The organism is Sphingobacterium sp. BN32, from assembly GCF_030503615.1.
Taxonomy (GTDB): Bacteria; Bacteroidota; Bacteroidia; order Sphingobacteriales; family Sphingobacteriaceae; genus Sphingobacterium.
In genome coordinates, this window is sequence record NZ_CP129963.1 from 1,273,394 (window position 1) to 1,299,448 (window position 26,055).

Genomic DNA, 26,055 nt, shown 5'->3' on the forward strand with positions numbered 1-26,055 from the left:
GGTTAGCTGTCTTTATGATACTAGGCAATTAAAAAATAACCATGCTACCTGAAGAGATAAAAAATTTAATTGGCAAATATCAAGCGCGTACAATATCCGAGACTGAGCAAGAACGGCTTTTTCGCTGGTATAACGAGCAAGCTAGATCTGCGACTAGCATCGACAATGCCGAAATGCAGATTCGTCTGCAAAGGATCGCCGGGCAATTACCTGCGTTGAAATCGAAACCGGTTCGTCAAATTTCTTGGGTAAAATGGGCAGCTGCAGCGGTTATCACCCTGGCGGTAGGCCTGGCGATTTATACTTCTCAACAAAGGGACCATCCACTAGACATTGTTGTTCAGGCTGACTCAACGCAAGCAGCAGAGTTGGTATTGGCAAACGGGAAAGTTATTTCCCTTGATGAAGTCGGGCAAGGAGATACCCTTGATGCTGACGGCAGCAAGCTATATAAGACAAGTGACGGTTACATCGCTTATAGTTTTGATGGCGATTTAAATGAAGCGAGCCAAAATTACAGCTTCCGAACACCCGTGGGTACCGAGACCAAAATATTATTACCGGACGGTACGCGGGTTTGGTTAAATGCAGCATCGGAATTGAGCTTTCAAAAGCAATGGGCTGTTGAAAACCGCGAAGTGTATTTGAAGGGCGAGGCTTACTTTGAAGTTAGTAAACAAAGAAATCCGCAGGGTCGTTCTTATACGCCGTTTAAGGTGTATTCTGCCGGCCAGGCTGTCGAAGTGCTGGGTACGAAGTTCCGCATACAGAATTATCAAGAGGAACTTTGGAGCACAACAAGCTTGTTCGAAGGGTCGGTGAAGCTAGAGATATTAGCGTCCGACAATCAAGTTGATAAAGCGGTGATCTTAAAACCGGGCCAACAAAGTTTGTATAACCACAAAAGCAGACTATTAGATTTCAAAAATATCAGTCAGGATGTGCCGCAAAGTTGGCGGGATGGATACTTCAGTTTTCAAGGTGAGAACTTAAGGGAAGTCTGTGCGCAATTGGCGCGTTGGTATCCCTTTACTTTTGATATTGATGCTAATCTTCCTAAGGGCGAGTATCATGGAGATATTCCTAAAACGTATTCGCTCAATGAGGTGTTGGATATCCTCATTCATGATAACATGAATTATCAATTTTCTAATAAAGATAACCAAATAAAAGTACGCTTAAACCGAGTAAAGAAATAACCAATTTTTTATGAAGCATTTTACTAATTACAAAACCTGGGGAGGTTTAGACTATCTCTTTGTCAAAAAAGCAGCAATGGTATTGCTCATTGCAGGCTTGTTTCAAAGCAATTTAGCATTAGCATTTGGGCAGGATTTAAAGGTTCATGCCAAGCAAGAACGATTGAGCCAAATATTTGAAAAGCTCAAGAAGGAAAATGGATATCATTTTTTCTGGGAAGGGAAAGACTTCTCCAATATGCTAGTCAATGTTTCCGTTGTTGGCAATATCGAGGAAGTATTGGCTGCATTGTTTAAAGACTTGCCCGTTGAATACCGATTGCACAAGAAAACGGTGATAATTCGTGTCGACAATGCGAAGCTATCCCAAGCGGCAAGCGCTCAACAACAGCTGGTGAGAGGTCGTGTTATCGATGAAGAAGGCAATCCTATGGTAGGCGCCACAGTGCGCTATAGCCATTCGGGGACCTATCATACCCTCGCGACAGGTTCAAAAGGAGAATTCGAGTTTCCTTCAAGCTCGTTCCCTGTCCATATCATGATTACGAACTTGGGTTTTAGACCCCAAGAGTATAGTATAGCATCCGCTAACGATGCGAATCTGATACAGTTGCTTAGAAATAACGAAGTGATTGAGGATGTCGATATTGTATATACGGGTTATCAGGCTCTTAAAAAGGAAAGTTCCTCCGGCTCTAGCAGTGGGCTTTCAAAGGAATTCATTTTGGAACGGAATAACAACTCCTTAGATCGTATTCTAGAGAATGCAATTCCAGGTCTGAACACTTATACCACGCCCGATGGAAAGACGGATATGCGTGTACGTGGGGGTAGCTCATTGCGCGCGGGGACTAATCCATTGATCGTCGTGGATGGTTTTCCTAGCGAAATTATGCCTGATGTCAATGAAATTGAAAACATTACGGTGTTAAAGGATGCGGCTGCTGCCGCAATTTGGGGCTCGCAGGCTGCAAACGGTGTAATCGTTATTACAACGAGCAAGGGGAAAGCGGGAAAACCGGTAATCCAATATTCAGGAAATTTGCGTGTAGAATCAAGACCGGATTATACGGCATTGCAAAGAGCAAGTGCCGCGGATGTTATTGATTATGAGAAAGAGCAATATGATAAAGGGTATATCATGGCGCCTATTTTTGATAATTCTTCCACGGGATATTCTCAATCCATAGGAATTTTCAACGATTATGATCGGAAAGACATTGATTTAGCAGAACGCGATAAGCGATTGGGGCTATTAGCAGGCTTAGATAATCAGTCGCAAGTAAATGATCTATTGTTGCGTCAAGCAATCAATCAGAAGCACTTTCTATCCATCAGCGGCGGTTCCGACCGTTTCTCTTACTATTCGGGATTTAACTTCGCGCAGGATTTAGCGGGGACAAAAGGTACTCAAGCGAAGAGCACATTAGTGACTAACAGACTGTCATACCAGCTTGCCAATTTCCTTACGCTAAGAAGCAATATATCCATGGATTATAATTGGGGAAATCAGGGGATAAATAATCTTGCGGGCGAAATTCGGGCATTGCAACCTTATCAAATGTTACTGGATGAACATGGAAATCCCATCAACAATTACTTCGGATACAACAAGGTTGAAAACGACCGTTTATTAGGTTTAGGTTATTTGGATCATGGCGTCAATTTATTAACAGATAATGACTTGGCAAACAATAAATCTACCGGTTTTGGCATTCGTAGTATTTTCGGGATGGATTGGAAGCTGATGAAAGGCTTGCGACTGACGAATGATTTGGTTTATGAACGTTTGAACGGCAGACAGCGAAATCTTTACAATCAAGATTCTTATTTTACGAGAAGCTTAGTCAATAGATTTACTGCATATGATGACGCTGCAAAAGGCTATGTAAAACATATTCCATACGGTGATATCCTCGATTTAAACTATACTAACGCTAAGCGTATGGCGTCGCGTAATCAATTAAACTATGAAAATACTTTTGCGGAGCGTCATTATTTGAATGTAATTGCTGGGGCGGATATTAGTAAGCGAATTACCGATAATGGAAGCCAACGAATGTTGGGTTTCAATGATGAGTTATACAGTTCGCAGGATATTGATGCGAAAAAACTGGCATTGGGTGTTAAAGACTGGGAAGACCGAACACAGCGCTATGTTGCAGCAGACTATAACAAATTAGCTTATTTGGAAAACAGAGAGTATTCGTTCTATTCCTCTTTGGCCTATACCTATGATCATCGCTATACCTTTACGGGTAGTTATAGAAATGATTATTCGAATTTATTCGGTGCAGACCCTAAGCTAAGGAGAACCCCTTTATGGAGTATCGGTGGTAAATGGTTAGTACACAACGAAGCTTTCTTTAACAATGAATGGATTTCGGAATTGAGCCTTCGTTCGACTATCGGTGTTACGGGTAACTTCGACCGTAACAATTCCACAACGACATTTCTTACGGCTACACGCTTTTTCAATAATATTGCTAATGATTTTGTTGCGAGACTTCAAACTCCTCCAAATCCGAAGCTGCGCTGGGAGAGCTCGCGTACCTTTAATGCGGGCTTAGATCTAGGCCTCTTAGCGAATCGTTTTGTAATCAATTTAGATTATTACAATAAATTCAGCTACGATTTACTTGGCAGTCAGGAGTTAGATCCTACCGTTGGTTTAACGAATGCCTACGTGAATGCTGCAGAGCTATCGAATAAGGGTGTTGAGCTTGGTATTCAGGCTAATATTCTTCAAAACCGTCCGTTCGAATGGTCGAGCCAATTGAATTTTGCTTACAATAAAAGCAAAGTGATCTCTAATAAAATTACCGATACGAATCCTAGGCTAAATCGTCCGAAGGATGTAGTCCCATTCTTGGAGGGATATGAGCGGGAGTCGCTATGGAGTTACCGCTGGGCTGGATTGGACGAGAAGGGAAGACCACAGACTTATGGAGCTGACGGGGAGAAGGTACTTGTGCCAGTAGAAGAGTCTTTAGAGTTAAATGGTACAACAAGACCACGTTATAGCGGATCATTTAATAACACTTTGAGATATAAGGGATTTAACCTATCCATCTTTACTGTATTTAACTTCGGACAAGTTGCTCGCATGGAAATGCCAGACATGTATGGTTATGTTTGGGATAGCTCTTATAATAATAAAATTGCCAAACGTTGGAGACAACCGGGCGATGAGCACAAAACAGATATCCCGGCCATCCCTGTGATGGAAGATTTTTATGAACTTGCCGATGACTACACCCGATTGGCGACACTTTCCAGCAACTCGGTTTTCGATGCTTCTTTCTTAAGAGTAAGAGAAATTCAACTAGGTTATACTTTGAGCGATTCTCAATTCTTGAAAAGCCTTCCTTTCAAATCCGTTCGCGCAGTGTTGCAAGTGAATAATGTGTTTCTCTGGAAAGCTAATAAATCGGGTCTCGATCCGGAGGCTGTTGTTAATAGGATGTACTATTTACCAGAGCCCATGGTTTATACATTTGGACTTAACCTAACTCTTTAATTTAACTTAAGATGAAAAGAATATATTTAGCATTTGTACTTCTGGCGGCGTCTTTAAGTAGTTGCCAAAAATACCTGGATATCCGTCCTAAAGGAAAGTTTATTCCTCAGACTATCCAAGATTATGAGGAGTTGTCATCAAATCCATCCTATGCTGGAAATGGCAATGCCTATTTAGAGCGTCTTTCTGACGGTATCTATCTCCCGCAGGCTGTTGTCAATAGCGGCATGAATGGCGTAGGTTCTAAAACTTATATATGGGCGCCGGAATATTACTTAGAGACAGAGAGCGACCGTACATGGAATGATAATTATAACAATATTTTCAACGCCAATATCATCTTGCAAGATATTGATGGCGTTGAAGATGGTACGCAAGAGCGTAAGAACCTGGTGAAAGGGAATGCACTTTGCAATAGAGCGCAGGCCTACATGAATCTTATACTTTTTTATGCGCCTACTTACAATGAAAGTACAGCGGCTTCTGAGCTAGGAGTACCCTTAGTGAAGATTCCGGACCTGGAAGCCAAATCGAGCAGAGCTACAGTAAAAGAAGTATATGATCAAATTATTAGTGACCTAACGACCGCGTTGCCTCTTCTTCCAGACAAACCGAAGAATGTATATCGCCAAAGTAAAGGCGTTGCGAACGGACTTCTTGCTCGCCTGTATCTTAATATGGGACAGTATGAAAAGGCATTGTCTCATGCAAATGAAGCATTGAAAACAAACAATACCATTTTTGATTTCAATGAATACAGATTTATTAATCCAGATCGTCCGGCTTTAGGGATTGCTAATCGTGCGCTCGCTCAAGTGCATCCGGAGATGATATCTTATATGACCACTTCATTTGGTAGCATTTTGACGGGTAGTTTCATCGATCCCGATTTGTTAAATCAATTCGATCCGAAAGATCTTCGCCTTAAATTTGGTTGGTCAAAAACGGACCGCACCGGTGTTCCGGTTAAGGAGCCTTATCCACAATATATCAATACTGACCTGAACTATAATATCGCCGTTCCAGAGATGATGTTGATTGCTGCAGAGTGCCAAGCGCGATTGAATCAAAAGGATCAGGCACTAAAGCTGCTGAATACCTTAAGGGCAAAACGTTTTACGAAGGAGGATTTCAAAGCAGTTGAAGCAGCCACAGCAGAAGATGCATTAAAATTAGTGATTAGAGAGCGCAGAATAGAGTTGTTTGGTAAAGGTTTGCGTTGGTTCGACATGAAGCGATTGGACAAAGATACTCGTTTTGCAAAAACCTATAAGCGTGCTAATGCCGGACAAACTTATACCTTGGCTCCAGGATCCTCGCATTTCGTTGCTCAGATTCCAGGTTTGGTCATGAAATTAAATCCTAATATTGTTCCAAATCCTAGATAAGCTGATATGATAAAATCTAGGTTAGTTTTGTTTTGGATATGTATTTATTTGATTCCGCTCGCTGTAATCGCACAGGGAAATTATCAAATTAATGGACAGGTTATTAGTGATAAGAATATTACTCGAGCCTATCTATATACCTTCGATAAGGGTCGAAAATTATTGGACTCTGCCGAGGTTAAGAGCAATGCTTTTCAGTTTAGCGGACAAGTGGGTAAGCCCCTTGCGGCGAGTATTGGATTTAAAGGATCTAAGCGATCCGTTCATTTCATTTTAGAATCCGCACAAATGCAGGTGCGAGTACAAGAGGACTGGAATCAACCAAGCACCGTAATCGGGGGAACTCAGAATGCCATCAAGAAAGGTTATGAGCTCGACGTGGCGAGTTTTCAGGATAGTATGCGGTCGCTTGGTGCGGCCTATGAGCATGCAGACGAAGAGGGTAAAGTAAAGTTAGGGACACAAATGCAAGTTTGGAATCAGAAGGTCGATTCTGTACGTAAGGATTACTTAATTGCTCATCCGTCTTCCTTCGCGGTATTGGATATTTACAGACCTTATTTACCAACGCTAAATTATGTGGAGCTTCAGGAATTAGTTGATCGATTCGATAAGGGTTTGGCCTATTCGCTAGTCTATCAGGAATTATTAGGGATTTATGAGCGTAAAAAGGAGCGAAATCTAGTAGGTAAGCAAGCGCCTGCGATCCACAGTAAAACAATTGAGGGAAAGGTTTTCAATTTATCCTCGTTGAAAGGAAAGACGGTGCTGATTGATTTCTGGGCTTCATGGTGTGCGCCGTGTCGTATTGCAAATCGAAAACTTGTACCTACCTATGAGAAATATCGTTCAAAGGGTTTTGAGATCGTGTCGGTTTCGATGGATGACAAGTATCATTTGTGGAAGGCTGCAGTGGAAAAAGATGGTATTCCTTGGATACAGATAGCAGACTTAATTGATTTAAAATCGAATAAGGCGGCTGCAGCCTATCACGTTGAGCAATTGCCGACATTATTTTTGATGGATGAGAACGGCGTCGTGATTAAACAAAACATGAATCACGAAGAACTTTTAGAATTTTTAAAATTAAAATATGATGAATAAGCAATCTATAATATGCGGTATGTTGGGCTTAGCACTTTTTACCAGTGCGCATGGTCAGGAAAAATCGGTAGAAATTAGCGGACAAATTAAGGGGGTTGGGAATGCCGAGATTAGAGTCTTAGATCCCGTGAGAGGTGAGATCAAGCGTTTTAATGCTTCGCAAGATAATTTTAAAATCCATCTGCCTGTATATACAAACGACCAACGATTCTATACTTTACATTTACCTTCATTAGGGGATATGGGTCCATCGATGAAGACCCCAGCATTATTTTTTATGGTCGACAATGATCCCATCGATATACAGGCGCATATCGAAGACGGGAGTCTGAAGACGGATACGATCATAGGGGCGAATGATTTGAATGCATTTAATTCGACCTATAAGCAATTGAAGAGCACTGGAAAGCTTATGCAGGCTAGTGAGGAGTATAATAAAGCGTTCAATGCTTATAACAATGTGGCGCAAACAGAAGAGAATTTGCAAGCATTGAAGGCAGTGGGCGAGAAAATTGAAGCAATTTATACCGAGCAGGGGGAGGAAATCACTGAACTAATCGCATCGAATCCGAAGTCTTTAACGATTGCTACCTTAGCGAGTCAATATACGGCGCCGGATATGACAGTAGATGCGATTGCTGAATTTCTTTCTCAATTCGATCAGGGTGTCGTAGCGCAAAGCTTCTACTTGAAAGAGCTGCAAACCAAGTTAGCAAAAGTGAGTCAATTGGAAGTAGGGCAACAGGCGCCAGATTTTTCAATAAAGGGAATCGATCAGAAAACTATCAAATTGAGCGATTTCAAAGGTAAATATGTTTTGTTAGACTTTTGGGCTTCCTGGTGCGGTCCTTGTCGGCGTGAAATGCCTCATGTGAAAGCCGCTTATGAGCAGTTCAAAGGAAATAACTTTCAAGTGTTTGCAGTTTCGATTGATCGGGATGCTGCAGCTTGGAAAAAAGCGCTAGCAGAGGATAAAATGCCATTTGTTCATGCGCTGGATGCTAAAGGAAAAGAAAGCGTAAGTGATTTATATATGGTTAAAGCGATTCCGACAAACTTTTTGTTGGATGCAAAGGGTAAGATTATCGCAAAGAATTTGAGAGGGGAGGAGCTGAGCAAGTTTCTAGCGACACAGCTGTAAGGTTTTTTAAATGCAATTTTGTATTTGACTGAGAAAGGAAGGATGAGCGCATCCTTCCTTTCTTGGTTTGAATCTAATTGGTTGTTAGGGTGTATTTCTTTCCTCAATCAAAATGCATTGGTAAAGCCAAACTTGCTGTTATGGAAAGTAGCATTCAGTTAAATGTAAACTGTAAAAAGCAAAAGGGGTTACTGATCGATATTGGCTGACTTTTTGCTAAAATTACTCGTTCAGTGATTGATAATGCAAGTTTTTATATCTCGATGACATTGGATATCTTAAAGCTTATTATCTTCACTTATTTGATGGTTTCAAAATATATTGGATGTATAAAATGACAATGCGGGTGAATCGAAAGATTAATTATGATTATAAAAGCTGTATTTTAACAGGTGTCCTCTCCATGTTAATTTTAGGGGGCTACGCTCAGGAAGACAAAAAGCAACAGCATAAGAATGAGCAAGTAGGGGGGCAAGTGGACCGAACTCAACCTCGTGTGATGGATTCTATTGAAGTCGTACGGGAATATCGTCCAGTTCTTGCTGATGCGGTAAAGATTCGTAGAACGCCGGATATGAAGATCGATCGGGCAACGCTTGCGCAGGAATTGCGTGAGATTGCAGCGAGCATGTATTTTTCACGAAATAATTATAAACAGCCGTATCATAGTCCGCTTCCTCAGCGTTATCCCAATGCTTCGCGCGACAATATTGATAATAACCGGATTGGTATCATTGCATATTTAGCGGGTGAATATGAGAGAGCGGCGTCTATTTTGAAAAAAGTGGAACCAACAGACGCATTTTACCAGAGTTCATTAATAGGGCTAGGCAATATCGCGCTCAAAAGTGGTGATAAGCAAGCTGCTTTGGTAGCCTTTCAGAAAGCTGCCGAATTAAACTATGACCAAGAGGTAAAGGCTGACGGTCTATTCAATTATGGTAAAATTTTATATGAATTAGATTCTGTCCGCGACGCTTTACAGCCTTTGCAAGAATACATAGGATTAAATTTTAAAGATCAGGATACAGAACAAGGTAAAGAAACTACAGAGTCGAGAATTAGGGAGGTTTTAACAGGTACCAGCAATTTTCAGGCAGGGGTTTATTTGCTGGAATCCTTCAAGAATAGGGAAGAGAAGGCCGAAATGATCTATCAGAAGGTGACCTATTATCGAGGAATGGAGTTTTATAACGAGCGGGCTTTTGAAAACAGTATCTCTATGTTTATGCGTTCCGAGAAGGTTCCTTTCGATCCGGAGATGGCCGCATTAGCTACCTATTGGAAAGCAGAGGCGATGTATGAGGTTCGTAAATACGGCGAAGCAGTCGACAATTTCTCCAAGTTTCTTCAACTACCGGCCGCCCGAAATACGAGTGTTTACAATTATGCAAATTATGCCTTAGCGTATGCTGCCTTTCGTATCAATCGATATAGTGTTGCGGCGCAATATTTTGAACGTTTTTTGGCGTCGGAGGAAGGCTCTTTGGACAAGAAAATACGTCACGATGTGATAGCTCGTCTTGGTGACTCTTATCTGTCAACCCGAAATTATGGGCGTGCAAATGAGTTTTATAGTCAATTGATTAAAGAGAAAGCTCCAAATGAGGATTACGCCCTCTTTCAGCAGGGTATTATCAAAGGGCTTCAAGGTGACAATGAGGGTAAGCTCAATACGTTGCGTGCAGTGGTCGAGAAATTTCCGAATTCAAATTACGCCGATGATGTAGCTTTTGAGATCCCCTATTTGTCTTTTACAACCGGTGATTACGAGTCCGCCATCGCGGGGCTTCAGCAAATGATTAAACGTTATCCGCGAAGTAGTTATGTCCCTAGAGCATTGATGACAATCGGTCTTGTTCAATACAACAACAATGATAATGAGGCAGCTATGGCTACTTTCCAAAAAGTAGTAAAGGATTATTCAACGACGAGTGAGGCGGCGCAAGCGATGCTATCTATTGAAAATATCTATCTCGACCAAGGGGATGCAACAAGCTACATCCATTATGCTACGAGTAATAATATTGCAGATTTAAGTGTTTCGGAACAAGATAACTTAGCGTTTCAGGCCGGTCGTACTTTATTTTCTCGTGGGCAATATGGACCGGCTGTGGAAGCAATAAATGCTTATTTCGACAAGTTTCCTAAGCCGAGACAAGAGAAATATGCACGATACATTAGAGGGGTGAGCTTATATCACACAGGACATCCTCGTGAAGCTTTGCACGACTTGAATATTATTTTGAACGATTGGACGAGTGAGTATACCGAGCAAACCTTGATGACGGTCGCAGCATTGTATCTAAGTCTGAAAGAATATAACGAAGCGATTGTGCATCTTAAAAAGTTAGAACTTAATTCCGACTATAAGAAGAATTATGGCTACGCAGTGACGAATTTAATGATCTGTTATTACGAGATTGGTGATTTTGAGCAGATGGAGAATTATGTTGAACTGATCAAGAATTACGATAAAGCGTCGGATGCAGAGATCGCTGCAGCGCACCTTTATAGTGCGAAAGCCGCTATAGCGAAAAAAGACAAAGCTACTGCGCTAAAAGAGCTGAATGTAGCTGCATTGAAAAGCAAGTCAGCCGCAAGTGCCGAGGCAAGGTATAACGTAGCGATGATGCAGTACGAAAATAAGGAATACAGTAAGGCACAGAAGTCCGCATTTGATGTCATTGAGAATATGGATGAGCAGGATTATTGGGTTGCAAAGTGTTTTATTTTGCTAGCAGATACTTATGCTCGAAAAGGGGATGTTGTGCAGGCGAGAAGTACCTTAGAGAGTGTGATTGAGAATTATGAGGGTGACGATGATATATTACCAACTGCAAAAGCTCGTTTGCAAAAATTAAAGAAGTAGAAAGGATTCTTTAAATTCGCCGACAACGCAGGATCACGCTTGGCGAAGAGATGCTCGAAATGAGCTTAGTTTCAAGCTTAGTAGGTAGTGCTTTATTAATCCAATTTCAATCTACTCACGTTATTGCTCAGTAAGGTTGATTGTCCTTTTAAAGGAATGGAAGCTAGCCCAATAAAAAGTAGGGCTAGCTTCCATTGTTTTATTTTGATCTAGTTCATTCTAGATCCTCGCGTTAATTTTGATAAACGGCTATGTCGTCTATGGTTATCCTTTTTTCTGAGTTGTCTTTTCGTATTCTAAATCTTATGCCGCCTTTTAAATTTAGTTGCTGATCAAAAATATATTTATTATTAAGCTCGGAGATGACTAAATCGTCACCAATTTGAGTCCAAGTCTTTCCTGAATCTTGCGAATACTCTGCGTGTAGAACGATTGGGAATACATTATCAGTTGCTGTCGCTGCACCGTATATAAATGTTAGTCTAGATGCACCAAATGGCAAGTTGAAGTTCATTGTCACGGAGCTTTCTTTGGCTCCCTGACTCATCATTCCGTACGATCCGGAAATATTTAGGAAACCACTAGATGTTAGGCTTCGCGAGTTTTCCAAATACCACTCACCGCTTAAGTATTTCTCATATGCGGAAGTAAATGATGTTTTTCTAGTTCCCACCACTTTTTCCCATCCTTCAGGGAAGTTTGCATATAGCTCCTTTGGTCGATATGGTTCCAAATCTTGTGCCGCATAGTCGCTTTTGCTTCGAAGCATCAGGTATGGATTTTCTTGGTTATCGTTTAGAAGAATACCTGTGTAATCGGCATAGCTAGGGACGGTCAAAGAGGCGAAACTAGCTTCCGGACGTGTTATTAAGCGTAATTCATTCGACCAATCGCTGAGGTTCACTGTTCCGGAAAAACGTCCATCCGGGGCGATGGCACTCTTGACGGATACTAGGGTGCTTTCGAATTCTTCTTTATTGTTAAAGAGGTCTGAAAATGTAGTTGCAGAGAAGTTGATTTTCTGAGCATTTTCTGTCGACACTTTTGTAATATCGGAAGCTTTTAATCCTAGGATCTGCGTTAATCCATCCTTCTTGTCGAGTATTTTGCCACTCACATTGACGATAACTGAATCCCCCATTTGAAAGTTTTTACTGTCGGCACCCAATTCTAAAGCGATTCCTCTTAGGATTTTTCTCTTGAAACTTTGTAGGATCACTAAGCCATCCGGCTCATTCTTGTTCGCAGGGTCTGAAATAACCACGCCGGTAATCGATGTTGCCCCCTGCATATTGCTTTCGCTGAGCGTAATTGCGGATCCCTTGAAAAGAGCACGAAGGTCGTTTAGTGAAATAATAGGACTTGCAACCCCCGTAATTTTTATTTCTTTTTCACATGCTGTGAGTATCATGATCAGGCAAATCCCAACCAGTAGCGTCATTTTTTGAAAAATATATATTGGTTTCATAATTTCTTCGTTTAGGGTTTTTGCCACCACATTAATGTTTGTAAGTTGTCTTCTCCTTGTTTACTTAGCACATCATTATAGTTCTGCAAATTCGTTGCTTGAACGGTAAGAGGATAAAACAGGCGTGTCGGCATTATTCCATCATTTAGGAGTCCTTGCCCCTTGGTTAATTTGGGATATCCGGTTCTTCTGTACTCAATCCAAGACTGCATATCTGTCATGAAAAGCGCTAGATATTTTTGCCAAAAGATTTTTTCCATTTTTTGTTCGACGGTTTCATTTTCATTCCATGCGATTGCTGGACTTGTGAGGTAGGATCCTGTTGTTTTTCCCCAATAGGAGATCCTGCTATTGATTCCCTGTTCATAGTAGTGTGCAACGGTCTGTTTCGTTTCCCATCCTTTTAGTGCAATCTCCGCGAGGATGAATTGCAGTTCAGCATAATTCAAGATATTTCCCATCATCGGGCTGGAAACTAAGCTCCGTGGTAGGAGCGAGCGACCTTCAGGTGTGGCGCCAAAAATATAACCGCTTGGTATTCCTTCGTAGATGCCGTCAATTTTTGTTGCCCATTCGCCGATACATGGGTCGTTGGTCTTATCAAGCTTTTCAACGAAAAAGCTACACATTTTCGGATAGTTCCAAGATGGCTCGCGCAGGGTTACCCAAGGAGATACTCGCGGGCTGACGCCGGTCCATCTGAGGATAGCAGAATCATCATTGGACATCATAACCGGATAGCTGGCATTATTTGGAGTTGCTATCTCTTTAAGTTTTGGGATTACGACGTCTGCGACTTCTTCTTTATGGGCAATACGGAGCAACAGTCGTAAATAAAGTGAGTTTCCAAATTTTCTCCACTTCGCCACATCACCTGCGTATATCGGATCATGACCTACTGAAATATTTTTAGCACCGTTTAAAAGGGTATTGGCTTCCTCCAACATCTTGAACATTCCGAGGTATATCGTTTTTTGATCATCAAACGTTGGTGTATATACCCCTTCTTTACCTTTATTTGAGTCGGTAAATGGGGTGGATCCGTAAGTATCGGTCAGCATGGAATGAACCCATGCTTGTAATATTAATGAAACTCCCATGTATGCTTTGCTATTGGCATCCGCGGTGTTTTCTGCGGCCAAATTGTACATGTCTTTGATATTGGTAAGTTGTGTGTACCAGGTATTCCAAGGAGCATCGGATATATTACGACGGATATCATATCGGAATATCCGATCGACTTCGACCAGGGTGTTCACAGTGACTTGCATAAGTTCATTTGTGATCACTCGGCTTCGCTCCATGTTGTTGCTCACAGTTTCAATTAAAGCCCGTTCTAGTAGGTTTTGGGGTAATACTTTTGCTGATGTATTGGGATTTGTATTGAGCTCAGAGAATTCCTTCGTACATCCCGCAAAAGATACAGTAAGTAATATCGCTAATCCAATTTTTAATTTCTTTTTCATGTTTAGGAGTTTATATACCAACAGTTAAATTAATACCGAAGCTTCGAGTGGAAGGGAATTGACCTATTTCAAATCCTCGATTAATATCCGAACCACTCAGTGTTCCGAACTCGGGGTCGAAGCCCGGCCATTTCGAGATGATGAGCAGGTCACGGCCATATAGGCCGATGGTGGCACGTTGAAGCTTTAGCTTTTTAAGTGTTGCACGATTGAAACTGTAGTCAATTCTAGCTTCGCGAAGTTTGATAAAGTCAGTAGAAAAGACTGAGCCTTCTACATTGCTGACACCAAAGTGATTATCATAGTATGTCGATAAGTCTTCGGCAATTACGGTGTTTGGACTGTAGGAACCATCGCTATTAAGCATCACACCGTCTCCAATAATTCCATTGTAGCGTCCAGGTAGTGTTGAGCGAGTTTTGCCCTGCACAGCCATTTTTCCTTGCGTCAGTGAGTATGCTTTCGAGCCATATTGGGCGTCAAATAAAAAGCCCATAGAAAAGCCATTGTAGCGGAATTTATTGTTAATGCCGCCTTTCCATTGCGGCATCGTGTTGCCTAAATATTTGATATCCTCCGACAGCATCGGCATTCCATCCTGATAAACAATTTGTCCGTCCGGGGATCTTAAATAACCTCTCCCGTACAAGTCTCCCATACTACCTCCAACATACGCGATGATAAAGCCGTTGCTTCCAGGTCCATTTTGCAGCGTGAAATTGTCCAGGTCGTCGTCGAGTTCCATAACGATATTCTTATTAGCTGAAAAAGTAACACTAACATCCCATTGTAATCCTTTCTTTTGCTTTATCGGAGAACCTTCCAGTGCGAGTTCGATCCCTTTGTTCCTTACGCGTCCTGCATTGGCAACTACACGGCGATATCCTGTCGAGGCGTCAAGCAGTGAGGTGAGTATTTGGTCCTTGGTGTCAGATAAGTAAAATGTAAGATCTAATCCAATGCGACTTTTGAAGAACTTAGCTTCTAGCCCTGTTTCATAGCTACCGGTAAATAAAGGTTTAATAAACGGATTATTCAAGGTCGTTGGATTATACAGACCACCATTGTAATCGGGGTCAGCACTATATTCAATAGATGTCATATAAGGCGTATTTCCGCCGCTTCCCACACCTGCAAAGGATCCCCGCCATTTAAAATAGTTAATGTTCTTAGGGAAATCGAATATCTCCGATAATACTAAACTACTATTAATGGAAAAGTATGCTGGGATTTTGACACTCTTTTGTGTATAAGGAGATGCGAGCGTACTACTCCAATCTTTGCGGACCGTTAAATCGACGAAAGCAAAGTTTCTGTATCCGACAGTACCTAAGCCATATACGCTATTAATTGCATATTCTGATTTGTAAGGGCGGTTCCTCAGAGCTCCCGCACTGTTTGCGAACGTATATTCTCCTGGAAACAATAGGGAGTCCGCTCGCACCTCATTACTGGAATAGAAGTTCTTCAACATCGAGCCCCCCGCGGAAATGTCGACATCTAAATCTTTATTGATCTCTTTTTTGTATTTGATTAAAACGTCATTATTAATTTCTCTGGACACGACATCTTGATTTCTGTACATTCCTTTTGGAAACCTATTCGTATCAAACGGACGCTGTTGGGATCTCGAGTCGTTTGCCCAGTCAATTGCCGAACGAATAGTTACATTAAGGTCTTTTATAACTGTGTAAGTCGCATCCACACTACCAGTTAACGAGTTCCTGTTTTGTGTATTGAGCATTTCATATGCGATAAAATAAGGGTTGTCTGGTCCCGTCATCAAGGGCGTGCTTTGCTGGCCATTTTTCTTGCCACCTTCCCAATAGTTTTCCATCCAGGAGATTGGGGCATTTGGTTGCCAGAAAATATAACCATACATGATTGTTTGGTTATTGTATCCTCCCGTTGGCAAATTGTCGGACTTTTTACTCGTATAGTTTGCTTTCGATGAAATCTTTAATTTTTTGGCTGGATTGGAGGTTGCAGAAATGGCGACGGTATTCCTGTCGTATCCGGTATTTGGAACAATCCATTTATTGTTAGCATTCGTGTATGAAAATCTCGCGGTTGTTTTGTCGCTTCCTCCATCGATGGAAATACTGTTGGTATATGTTTGAGATGTTTCAAAGAATTTATCGTATCCTTCTCCTTCGTACGGTCTCCATAAGGTTCTTTCAGTTCCGGTTTTACCAGTTACAGGATCATACTGGAAGAAATATTGTCCATCAAACTTAGGTCCGAATGCTTTCGATGTTCGATTCGTTGCTTCACCATCTTCGGACGCACCATGCGAATAATAGTTTATACCGTCGTTTCCTTGTCCATATTCGTACTGTAAGTCTGGCATTCGGTTGATCATCCCAATAGACGTATTGCTATTTACCGTTACGCCCAATCCCTTTTCTCTTTTTTTGCCTGATTTTGTGGTGATCATGATCGCACCATTTGCTCCTCGAGAACCATAAAGTGCCGCCGCGCCAGGACCTTTTAGCACGCTGACATCTTCAATATCATCAGGATTGATGTCGTTTAAACTAGTACCGTAATCAATTACGGCTTCATCCAAATAAGCACCTGAATTTCCAACCATGCGACCACTGCCTCCATTAATAATCACACCATCAACGATAATTAATGCGTCGTTACTTCCGGTCAAATTGTTCTCTCCACGCAAAATAATCGAGCTGGATCCTGTGGGACCAGCGTTGGAACGAATTAGGTTTAGGCCAGGAACTTTACCGGACAGAGCATCGGTCCAGTTATTGGAAATTGCGTTAGTTAATTGTTCATTTGTAACCGTCGTTACACTATATCCAAGTGATTTTTTCTCTCTAGAAATGTTTAATGCGGTAACCACAACTTCTTCTAGCTGCGTGTCAGATTTCTCCATTTTGATTGTAAGATCTTTAGACACTTCAGTAATCTTTTTGCTCAGGGTCGTATAACCTAGAAGCTTTAGTGTCACATTCGAAGAGGCTTGTATTTGAATAAAAAAATAACCCCCTACATCTGTTACACCTAATACTTTTCTTTTTTCATCTTCTAGTTTGACACCCGCAAGCGGGGTTCCCTTCTCACTGTCAATGACGCGACCTTTGACGTTAATATTTGCTTCTTGCGATTTCGAAGAAATGGGAAAAAGGAACAATGCTAATAGTGGAATGATCAGGATTTTCGGGATCCTGAAACGGGACCAAATACTGCTGTTTAAAAAACCCAATTGCAGTTCAACTGAACGTTTGGAGTAAGGATAATTCATTGGCTAGTGATTTTAATTGATATAATTTAGTTTAAATAGATTAATATGTGGCGAAACTAATAAAGCGTTTTAAAGTTTATTTAAAAACTGTGTTAATAAATAATTAACATTTTAAAAGTTGCGATTTTTGTATAAATCCTTAAAAAAAAATAGTAATCGGCGATAATTGGTTTATAATTCATTAAACAAGAATGTCAACTTTCTTTTCGATATATTGAACATTACTGTAATAATAGACGAAAATAGAATTTTTTTATCAATAAAAAATAAGAAAAAATAAAAAAAAGAAATATTTAAAAATTTTTGCTAGTAGGTGAGGGGTTAACTTTCAGAAGAGTTAACTACTAAATCTTTGAGAGTGCTTTAAACTTATGATTATTGACAGCGAACAAGAATTGAATCAAATATTGACTAAACCCTTACTTTTCGTTTTTCTGAAAGATTTAACAAATTTCAAGTGTATACGAGTTTTAATGACAAAACGATGACAAAAACACAGTATTGCATCCTTCCATTAAAAGATTATAAACGTTATAATTGTTGTAACTAATTGAATACTAGACCGGGTACGTAAACAATTCCTAAACTAACCAAAATTATGATGAAGAGAACAAAATTTTTTCCTCCCATCTTTGCGTTTCTATTCTCCTTAGTCTTTCAGTTGAATGCTCAACAATTGAGTATCAGAGGAGTGATTCGGGACAGCGAAACGTCGGAGGCAATTGGAAATGTGACAATTATTTCGGGTAGAAATAGTTCGCAAAGTGATCAATCTGGAAGTTTTACAATCGATGCAGCAAAGGGATCGAAAATTAAATTTACCTCAGTGGGTTATCGATCGTCTGAGATTGTCGTCGATTCGTCCTTTTTAGAAGTGTTATTAACTAGGGACTTTGCGGACATCGACGAAGTTGTGGTTGTTGGATATGGAACGGTTAAAAGATCGGATTTAACGGGGTCTGTGACTCGAGTAAATAGCGAAACTTTTAAAAATCAACCGATGACTCAATTTACAGACATGCTATCGGGAACTGTCGCTGGATTTTCTTCTAAGCAATCAACCGGCGCGGCAGGGAAAGGTTCTATGCAAATAAGGGGACCCAACTCTATAAAAGCGGGGAGTTCACCTATGATCGTATTAGATGGTGTTATTTTTAATGGCTCTATCGAAGATATCAACCCCAACGATATCAAAACAATAGATATTTTGAAAGACGCGAGCTCAGCAGCAGTTTATGGTTCGCGCGCAGCCTCGGGAGTTGTGCTCATCACAACTGAAAAAGGCCATTCCGGCGAACCTTCGATTAATATTTCCTCTTCAGTCGGAGTATCACAACTATTAAATCCAGGATATTTTGCTAGAGATCCTCAAAACTATTTAAACATGCGTCGCGATTTCTTTCGCAGTCGTGAGTCTAACAAATTGCCGGACTATCACTGGCTTTCTCCTTCAGATTTTCCAGCCGGTGTCAGCATTGAGGATTGGCGTAAAACGGTAAACAACCCCGATCCGGATGATGAAAAGGAGTGGTTGCGACGATTGAGCTTTTTTCCGACGGAAATCGAGGGCTATAAAAATAATCAAACAGTTAATTGGGTTGACGAGGGTTTTAGAACGGGACTACGTCAGGATTATAACATAGGAATATCTGCAGGTTCTGAGAAATCAAAACAGTATTTTTCTTTAGGATATGTAAATAATCAAGGAATACTGCTCGGTGACAAGTACAAGGCCATTCGCGGTCGTGTAAATCTAGATTTTGATTTAAGCTCTTGGTTGAAAATCGGTACGAATCTACAGTTTTCTCGGCAGGACGAGAGTTCGGTTCCAGCCACTCTGGATAGAATTCAGATTATGAGTCCATATGCTAGTTTATATGATGATAAGGGTAAATTGAACTGGTATCCTCACGGCTATTTAGGAGGGCCGACCAATCCGCTTCTTGATCATTACGGACAGGAGAAGGAATACATAACCTACAATCTTTTCGGCTCAGTATTCGCCGAAATCGCTTTGCCATTTGGAATCCAATATAAAGCATCTTTCCAGCCGTTAATTGAGACCTATCGAGATTATAACTATTGGTCGCCGGAAACTCAGACTGGTGGACATACCTATTCGAACGGCTATGCAACAAGAGATGATTTCACGCTTTCTGAATGGATGATCGATAATTTATTGAAATGGAATAGGGAGATAGGAATTCACAACTTCGATGTTACTTTATTGTATTCTGCGGAAGAAAGGAACACGTGGCTTTCACAAGCAACGAATCAGAACTTTTTACCGAGCCCTATTCTAGGATTTGGCGGTATTCAGTTTGGGGATAAGCCAGGCATTTCTGCCAACGACGAAAAAAGAACAGGCGATGCATTTATGGCTCGCTTGAACTATAGCTTATTGAAGAAATATTTATTGACCCTATCTATACGTCGAGATGGATATTCTGCTTTTGGTCAAGAGAATCCCAAAGCGTCTTTTCCTGCCGCTGCATTTGCATGGCAGATCCATAATGAAGAATTCTTCAAAGTTAAGTCGGTCAACGAATTGAAGTTAAGACTTTCTTGGGGTGTCAATGGAAACCGAGACATCGGGGTTTACTCAGCTTTGGATAAAATTGGTTCAAACCCTTACTACAACGGCTCTGGAACCCAACAGGGGGTCGTAACATCAACCTTGCCTAATGCTGCGCTTCGGTGGGAAGAAACGGAAGCTTTAAATCTAGGCTTGGACTTATCCATGTTTGACTACCGCTTAAATCTTACAGCAGACGTTTACCAAATGAAAACATCCAATCTGCTTGTTAATCGATCATTGCCGACCATTACAGGTTTCGTGGATGTGATGACCAATATTGGACAACTCGACAATAAAGGTTTGGAACTTTCCGTCTCAACGAAGAATATCCGCAAGGAAAATTTTGATTGGACTTCCAGCCTAAACTTCTCGCTCAACCGAAATAAAATAAAAACCTTATTCGGTGATCAAGCGAAATATATTCTAGAGGGTAAGGAATATTATGGAGAACTTCCGGAATATGGAAATAAATGGTTTCCAGGTAAGTCTCTAGACGCTATTTGGGATTATAGTATTTTGGGTGTTTGGCAGAAAGATGAAGCCGCTGAAGCGTTGAAATATACATTGTATCCGGGCGATTACAAAGCAGAGGACTTGGACGGCAATGGAAAATACGAAGCCTTGCAGGACAAGAAGTTCATAGGCTACACGGAACCTCGGTTTAATATAGGACTTAGAAATGAGGTCAATTTTTTTAAAAATTTTTCTGCTTCAGTTTTTATCAGAGCAGATTTAGGTCATAAACGTCACTTCAACCCCTCATTAGTTGATGTTACTGCGCTTGATCGATTGAGTACTGCGAATTTCCCATACTGGTCACCCGATAATCCGACAAATGATTGGCCTCGATTAGGTTTCCGGAGAACGGCTTACGGAGGTGGTATCATGCCTTATAAATCAACCTCTTTTCTTCGTGTTCAAGATGTTTCTTTAGCATACAATGTGGGTAAAGAGTATCTGCAGGCTTTGAAATTTACGAGTCTTCGTGCATTCATTTCTGCTCGTAACCTATTCACTTTCGATAAATGGCCGGGCGCAGATCCCGAATCTGGCTTTGCTCCAATGCCGCGAACATTCTCGGTGGGTCTAAACATTGTTTTATAATCTAAAAACGGCGATAATCATGAGAATATATAGAGATTTAAAGCACCGTAACATCGTATTTTTTATGATGCTTGTTCAGTTATTATTGATAGGTTGCTCGGACGATTTTTTGAAACCTAAACCAAAGTCCTTCTTCACCGGGCAGAACGTCTTTGTAAATAAACAGGGCTATGACGCTGCGTTAATTACACTTCGCAAGAATTTAAGTATGGAGCAAACCGGGCAGAAGAACTTCTTAGCCCATCAATGGATGGCTTCGGAAGCCGGCTCTCCTTATTTGCCGGGAAGCACTGATTGGCGCTTGCTAACACCTACCGTAGAAGGACATCAAAAGTTTGTTTCTCAAATTAACGAGATGTTTATTATTGTCAAAAACGCTAATACCATTATCTCTCGGATAGACAATATTGAGTGGGAGAAGGAGTCGGACAGAAATCAGATTCTTGCTGAAGCGCTCTGGCACCGATCGTATTGGTATTATCGTTTAATCGGAAACTACGGCGACCTGCCGTTTGTAACCGAAGAAGCGAAAGGCGCCAAATTAGATTATAAGACCCACTCTCGTTGGGCCATATTAGAAAAAATCAAAAAGGATATGGAATGGGCGGTAATCAATATGAAGGAAACGGGTGCTGCGGGTGTGCCGACAAGAGGGGCCGGATATCATCTACTAACGAAAATCTATTTAGCCAACTTAGAATGGGATAAAGCAATTAGTGCCGCGACAAATGTAATCAACGGACCTTATAAATTGATGGCGGAACGTTTCGGGGCCGACGCTGCTGATCCGAAGAAGAATTATATCTGGGATTTACACCGTCCTCAGAATAAGAATATTGCTCAAAATAAGGAGACTATCCTCGCTTTCATCGACCGATACGAAGCTCCGGACGGTGCCAGATCGCCTGGCTTATTCACGGCGCGGGTTTACCATCCAACATGGTGGCATTCTGCAGAGAATGCTCGAGATAAAGATGGCGGCTTAGGATTTATTGATAAGGGGCCGCTTTATGATAGCTTGGGTCGAGGCAATCCAGACTGCTTGTTGAATGACTGGCATGCATACGATATTTGGAAGGATAAAGAGCAACATACCTGGAAGAACACACCAGACTTGAGAAGAGCAGATATTAACTGGTTTGATAGACATGAGTTTATTTACAATAATCCCGCTTCCTCACAGTACGGGAAACCTTTCGACCCACAGAATTTGCCGCATCCTGCAGAACACTTTATTAGAATATATCCCATCCCTTTCTATAAAACCTATGTTCCGAACCATCCGCAGCAGACTAGTCCGCCCATGGGCAGTAACGGTGACTGGTATATCTTTCGCTTAGCGGAAACCTTCCTATTAAGGGCAGAAGCTTATTTCTGGAAAGGCAATACCATGGCTGCTGCGGAGGACATCAATAAAGTCCGCGGAAGAGCAAAAGCGCCGTTAATTACAGCCTCTGATGTTAACATTGATTTTATTTTCGATGAGCGCGCGCGTGAGCTTTTTGGTGAAGAACCTAGACAAAACGAATTGAACCGGGTTTCCTACATTATGGCAAAGCTGGGGCTCAACGGCTATTCCCTAACAAATCTGCATGAGAAAAACTGGTTTTATGATCGCGTGTCGAAGCTGAACAATATTTATTACAACGCCAACTTGATTATTTCAAATACCTACCACATCGAACCCTACAACTTCCAATGGCCAATTGACGATAAAATTATCAATTCCAATACCATGGGAAGAATTAATCAAAATAAAGGATACGTAGGAGCAGAACGTAACGAAGAACCTTTAACGACTATCGATGAATAATATGATTAGAAATACGGTTTCCAGTCAGAAACTCGATTCATCCTAAGTGGATCGCTTGCCTTTCGTTTTACTGATTGTGTTAATCAAATTATATATAACCTAAGCTATAATCAAGATATGATGAAAAATACAACAACAATTCTCTTATGCCTTTGTTTTTGCATGGCTTCTTTGCTGGCCTATGGGCAGGAAGCTAGAAATTACAACGGCGTAGTACAAAATGCGGAAACGGGAGCTCCCTTATCTGGTGTTTCGATCAGCGTGAAGGAGGCGGCGGTGCAGACTGATGAACAAGGAAAGTTCACCATACAGGCAAATCCAGGCGAAAGCTTATCGGCCAGTTTATTAGGTTATGAAACCTTTCGCGTACAATTGGGTAATCAAACCACCTTGCAAATATCATTAAACGAAGTGTCCGCAGAATTAGAAGATGTCGTCGTTATCGGTTATGGTACTGCCAAGAAATCCGACCTGACTGGGGCTGTTGTCCGAGTTTCTATGGAGGACAAAGCGCTACAGGCAAATACCAATTTGCTGCAGTCATTAATCGGTGCTACCTCCGGTGTCAACTTAGAGTCCAGAGGGGGAGCAAGCAGCGAACCATCCTTGTCAATTCGCGGACAAACATCTTTATCGGCTTCCGATAGACCTTTGATCGTTCTTGATGGGGTTATTTACAATGGAAGCATCAATAATATCAACATGAATGATGTAGAAACTGTCGATATCTTGAAAGATGCCAGTGCTGCTGCCGTTTATGGTTCCCGAGCGGCAAATGGAGTGTTATTGATTACAACCAAAAAGGGAAAGACGGAAAAGCCAGTAATAGCTTTCAATACCTATGCAGGAGTCCAGGACATGACCAACAATCCGATGCGCGTGATGGACGGGGAGGAGTTTGCCGTGCGCTTGGTAGACTGGGATTGGCAGAGTAAGGTGTATAATTGGTATAAGACGAAACCAAAAGATGCGTCCACAAGACCGGTGCGTCCGGATGTGAGCGACAGGAATGTGGTGGCTAACTATTTGAGAACCTTGGAGGAAAAAGAAAACTATCTGGCCGGGAAATCAATTGACTGGGTGGACGAGGTTCTACAAACTGCTCCGATGCAATATTATAACTTAAGTTTGCAGGGAAGATCCGACCTCTCCAACTATTACATATCAGGTTCTTATTCGGATGTTGAAGGTATACAGTTGAATGACCGCATGAAGCGATTGACCCTCCGCAGTAATGTGGAATCAAGAATCAACGACTGGTTAAAGATCAATCTGAATACCTCCTTTAGTAATATTGACAATTCGGGCATTCCGGCAAGCTTAGCGACCGCTAGAAAGGCAAGCCCGTTGGTTAATAATTATGTCGGACAAGATAACTATGATATTTATTTGGGGGGCGAGCTATTCCAACCCTATCCTTTAGTCAATCTTTATATCGATAATTCGGACATCAGCAAAGAATTCTTTGGATTAGGCGCTGTCAGAATCGATGCGCCTTGGGTAAAAGGCTTAGCCTACGACTTCAACTATTCTTACGTTTACTCCAATCGAAATAACAACACGTTTAACTCGAGTAGAACCCCTGCTGGAGTAAGCAATCGTGGTGAGGCCGTAAAAGCACCGTCCGAGGGAAAAGATTGGGCTGTAAACAATATACTCAGCTATAGCAATACGTTTGGTAAGCATCAGATTAACTCGACGCTATTGCTGAGTACCGAGGGTCGAAGTGGAAATGGATCATCCTTAAATGCTTCAGGGTTTAATAATGAAGTACTCGGCTATAACAACGTTGGTTTAGGCGAAGTGGCGACTGTTGCTTCGAGTGCCTACAAGGAGAATAGTATATCCTATATGGCGCGTGCCAACTACAGCTTTATGTCGCGTTATCTATTCACAGCGACGATACGTCGAGATGGGTTTTCGGGTTTTGGAGCGAAGAATAAATGGGCAAATTTCCCGTCTGCATCGGTGGCTTGGGTCGTTTCAGAAGAGCCTTTCTTTAAAAGAGACGATATCTATTTGAAGATCAGAACATCCTATGGAAAGAACGGTAATCAGGGGATCGGACGATATTCGAGCCAATCGAGAATGGGAACACGTGACTATGTGTATGGACAAAATACCGCTATCGGTATTTACCCAAGCACCTTAGGCAATATTGAATTAGGTTGGGAAACAACTTCGGCAGTAAACGCAGGGTTTGATTTCGGATTTTTGAAAAATAGAATTACCGGTAGTCTGGATCTATATTCATCAAAGACGACCGATATACTTGTTAGAAGAAAATTACCTCGCATGGCTGGTTATGCCGACATATGGACCAATATTGGCGCAACAGCGAGTAAGGGGATTGAATTAGACCTTAAGTCCATCAATCTGAACGGTGCATTTCGTTGGGAATCCAACTTAACCTTTGCCTTAAATAGAGATAAGTTGACTAAGCTTTATGGAGATGGCAATGATAGGGATATTGGTAATGCCTGGTTTGTGGGCGAGCCATTAGGTGCAATCTACGACTATCAGATGGCAGGAGGCGTATGGACAGAAGAAGAGTTCTTTAGTGGGCAAGTGTTGGAAGGCTGGTATCCAGGTCAATTTAAATATGTAGATCAAGGTACGAAGGATGGGATAATTGATCCAACAAACGACAGAGCGATTATTGGCTTTACATCGCCAAGCTATCGATTCAGCATCAATAATACTTTCCTTTATAAGAATTTTAGTCTCTCCATTTTTATTAACTCTATTCAAGGAGGCAGCAACCGTTATTTGGCGAACAATGTAGAGAATGTAAATCCGCTCTATTATTTCCCAGATCGTCACAACAACTCAGCTGTAAATCCATATTGGAGTCCATTAGAACCAACGACGAACACGACTGGTATTTATAACGTTCCGCTTCGACAAAGTGGAATCTATCAAAGCCGAAGCTTTGTTCGCATTCAAGATGTTTCCTTGGGATACAGTTTGAAAAGTGAGCTGTTGCAAAAGTTGAAGATGCAATCCGCACAGGTGTATATTTCGAGCAAAAATCCTTACGTATGGACGAAGTGGCAGGGATGGGATCCAGAAAGTGGAGCAAGCGATGTCCCGGTCATGAGAAATGTCGTACTCGGCCTAAATGTATCTTTTTAACCTGT

At 41.4% G+C, this 26,055-nt stretch carries 12 protein-coding genes; 9 read left to right on the forward strand and 3 right to left on the reverse strand.

The window, feature by feature from the left end; genetic code table 11:
* Window positions 1-41: 41 nt before the first annotated feature.
* The 6 genes from QYC40_RS05275 to QYC40_RS05300 all read left to right on the forward strand — a co-directional run bounded on the left by QYC40_RS05275 (window position 42) and on the right by QYC40_RS05300 (window position 11,224).
* Window positions 42-1,199 (forward strand): FecR family protein, encoded by a 1,158-nt coding sequence (locus QYC40_RS05275; protein WP_301992812.1) that lies wholly within the window; start codon window positions 42-44, stop codon window positions 1,197-1,199.
* A gap of 10 nt (window positions 1,200-1,209) precedes the next feature.
* On the forward strand, window positions 1,210-4,719 hold the full coding sequence (locus tag QYC40_RS05280) for a SusC/RagA family TonB-linked outer membrane protein (RefSeq protein WP_301992814.1): 3,510 nt from the start codon (window positions 1,210-1,212) through the stop codon (window positions 4,717-4,719).
* Between the two features lie 11 nt (window positions 4,720-4,730).
* Entirely contained in the window at window positions 4,731-6,107 is a 1,377-nt protein-coding gene (locus tag QYC40_RS05285) for a RagB/SusD family nutrient uptake outer membrane protein (protein ID WP_301992815.1), read from the forward strand.
* Window positions 6,108-6,113: 6 nt separating this feature from the next.
* Complete coding sequence (locus tag QYC40_RS05290) at window positions 6,114-7,211, forward strand: redoxin domain-containing protein (RefSeq protein WP_301992816.1); 1,098 nt, start codon at window positions 6,114-6,116, stop codon at window positions 7,209-7,211.
* Window positions 7,201-8,352 carry a TlpA disulfide reductase family protein gene (locus tag QYC40_RS05295; RefSeq protein ID WP_301992817.1) on the forward strand — a complete coding sequence of 384 codons (1,152 nt, stop codon included), beginning with the start codon at window positions 7,201-7,203 and terminating at the stop codon, window positions 8,350-8,352. The genes QYC40_RS05290 and QYC40_RS05295 overlap by 11 nt, the downstream gene beginning before the upstream one ends.
* A gap of 325 nt (window positions 8,353-8,677) precedes the next feature.
* On the forward strand, window positions 8,678-11,224 hold the full coding sequence (locus QYC40_RS05300; protein ID WP_301992818.1) for a tetratricopeptide repeat protein: 2,547 nt from the start codon (window positions 8,678-8,680) through the stop codon (window positions 11,222-11,224).
* Window positions 11,225-11,456: 232 nt separating this feature from the next.
* Here the strand turns inward: QYC40_RS05300 and QYC40_RS05305 are convergent, their stop codons facing one another.
* Genes QYC40_RS05305 through QYC40_RS05315 form a run of 3 tightly spaced genes read right to left on the reverse strand, consistent with a single transcriptional unit; the run spans window position 11,457 to window position 17,420 of the window.
* Window positions 11,457-12,692 carry a DUF5689 domain-containing protein gene (locus QYC40_RS05305; protein ID WP_301992819.1) on the reverse strand — a complete coding sequence of 412 codons (1,236 nt, stop codon included), beginning with the start codon at window positions 12,690-12,692 and terminating at the stop codon, window positions 11,457-11,459.
* Window positions 12,693-12,703: 11 nt separating this feature from the next.
* On the reverse strand, window positions 12,704-14,158 hold the full coding sequence (locus QYC40_RS05310; RefSeq protein ID WP_301992820.1) for a SusD/RagB family nutrient-binding outer membrane lipoprotein: 1,455 nt from the start codon (window positions 14,156-14,158) through the stop codon (window positions 12,704-12,706).
* Window positions 14,159-14,168: 10 nt separating this feature from the next.
* Window positions 14,169-17,420 carry a SusC/RagA family TonB-linked outer membrane protein gene (locus tag QYC40_RS05315; protein WP_301992821.1) on the reverse strand — a complete coding sequence of 1,084 codons (3,252 nt, stop codon included), beginning with the start codon at window positions 17,418-17,420 and terminating at the stop codon, window positions 14,169-14,171.
* Between the two features lie 598 nt (window positions 17,421-18,018).
* On the opposite strand from QYC40_RS05315, the gene QYC40_RS05320 reads away from it, so the two are divergent.
* The 3 genes from QYC40_RS05320 to QYC40_RS05330 all read left to right on the forward strand — a co-directional run bounded on the left by QYC40_RS05320 (window position 18,019) and on the right by QYC40_RS05330 (window position 26,050).
* The gene (locus QYC40_RS05320; RefSeq protein ID WP_301992822.1) at window positions 18,019-21,102 is read left to right on the forward strand and encodes a SusC/RagA family TonB-linked outer membrane protein; all 3,084 of its coding nucleotides are present in this window, start codon (window positions 18,019-18,021) and stop codon (window positions 21,100-21,102) included.
* A 19-nt stretch (window positions 21,103-21,121) separates the two neighbouring features.
* Complete coding sequence (locus tag QYC40_RS05325) at window positions 21,122-22,915, forward strand: RagB/SusD family nutrient uptake outer membrane protein (RefSeq protein ID WP_301992823.1); 1,794 nt, start codon at window positions 21,122-21,124, stop codon at window positions 22,913-22,915.
* A 162-nt stretch (window positions 22,916-23,077) separates the two neighbouring features.
* Window positions 23,078-26,050: a SusC/RagA family TonB-linked outer membrane protein gene (locus tag QYC40_RS05330; protein WP_301992824.1), complete on the forward strand. Its 2,973-nt coding sequence runs from the start codon at window positions 23,078-23,080 to the stop codon at window positions 26,048-26,050.
* The last annotated feature ends 5 nt before the right edge of the window (window positions 26,051-26,055 follow it).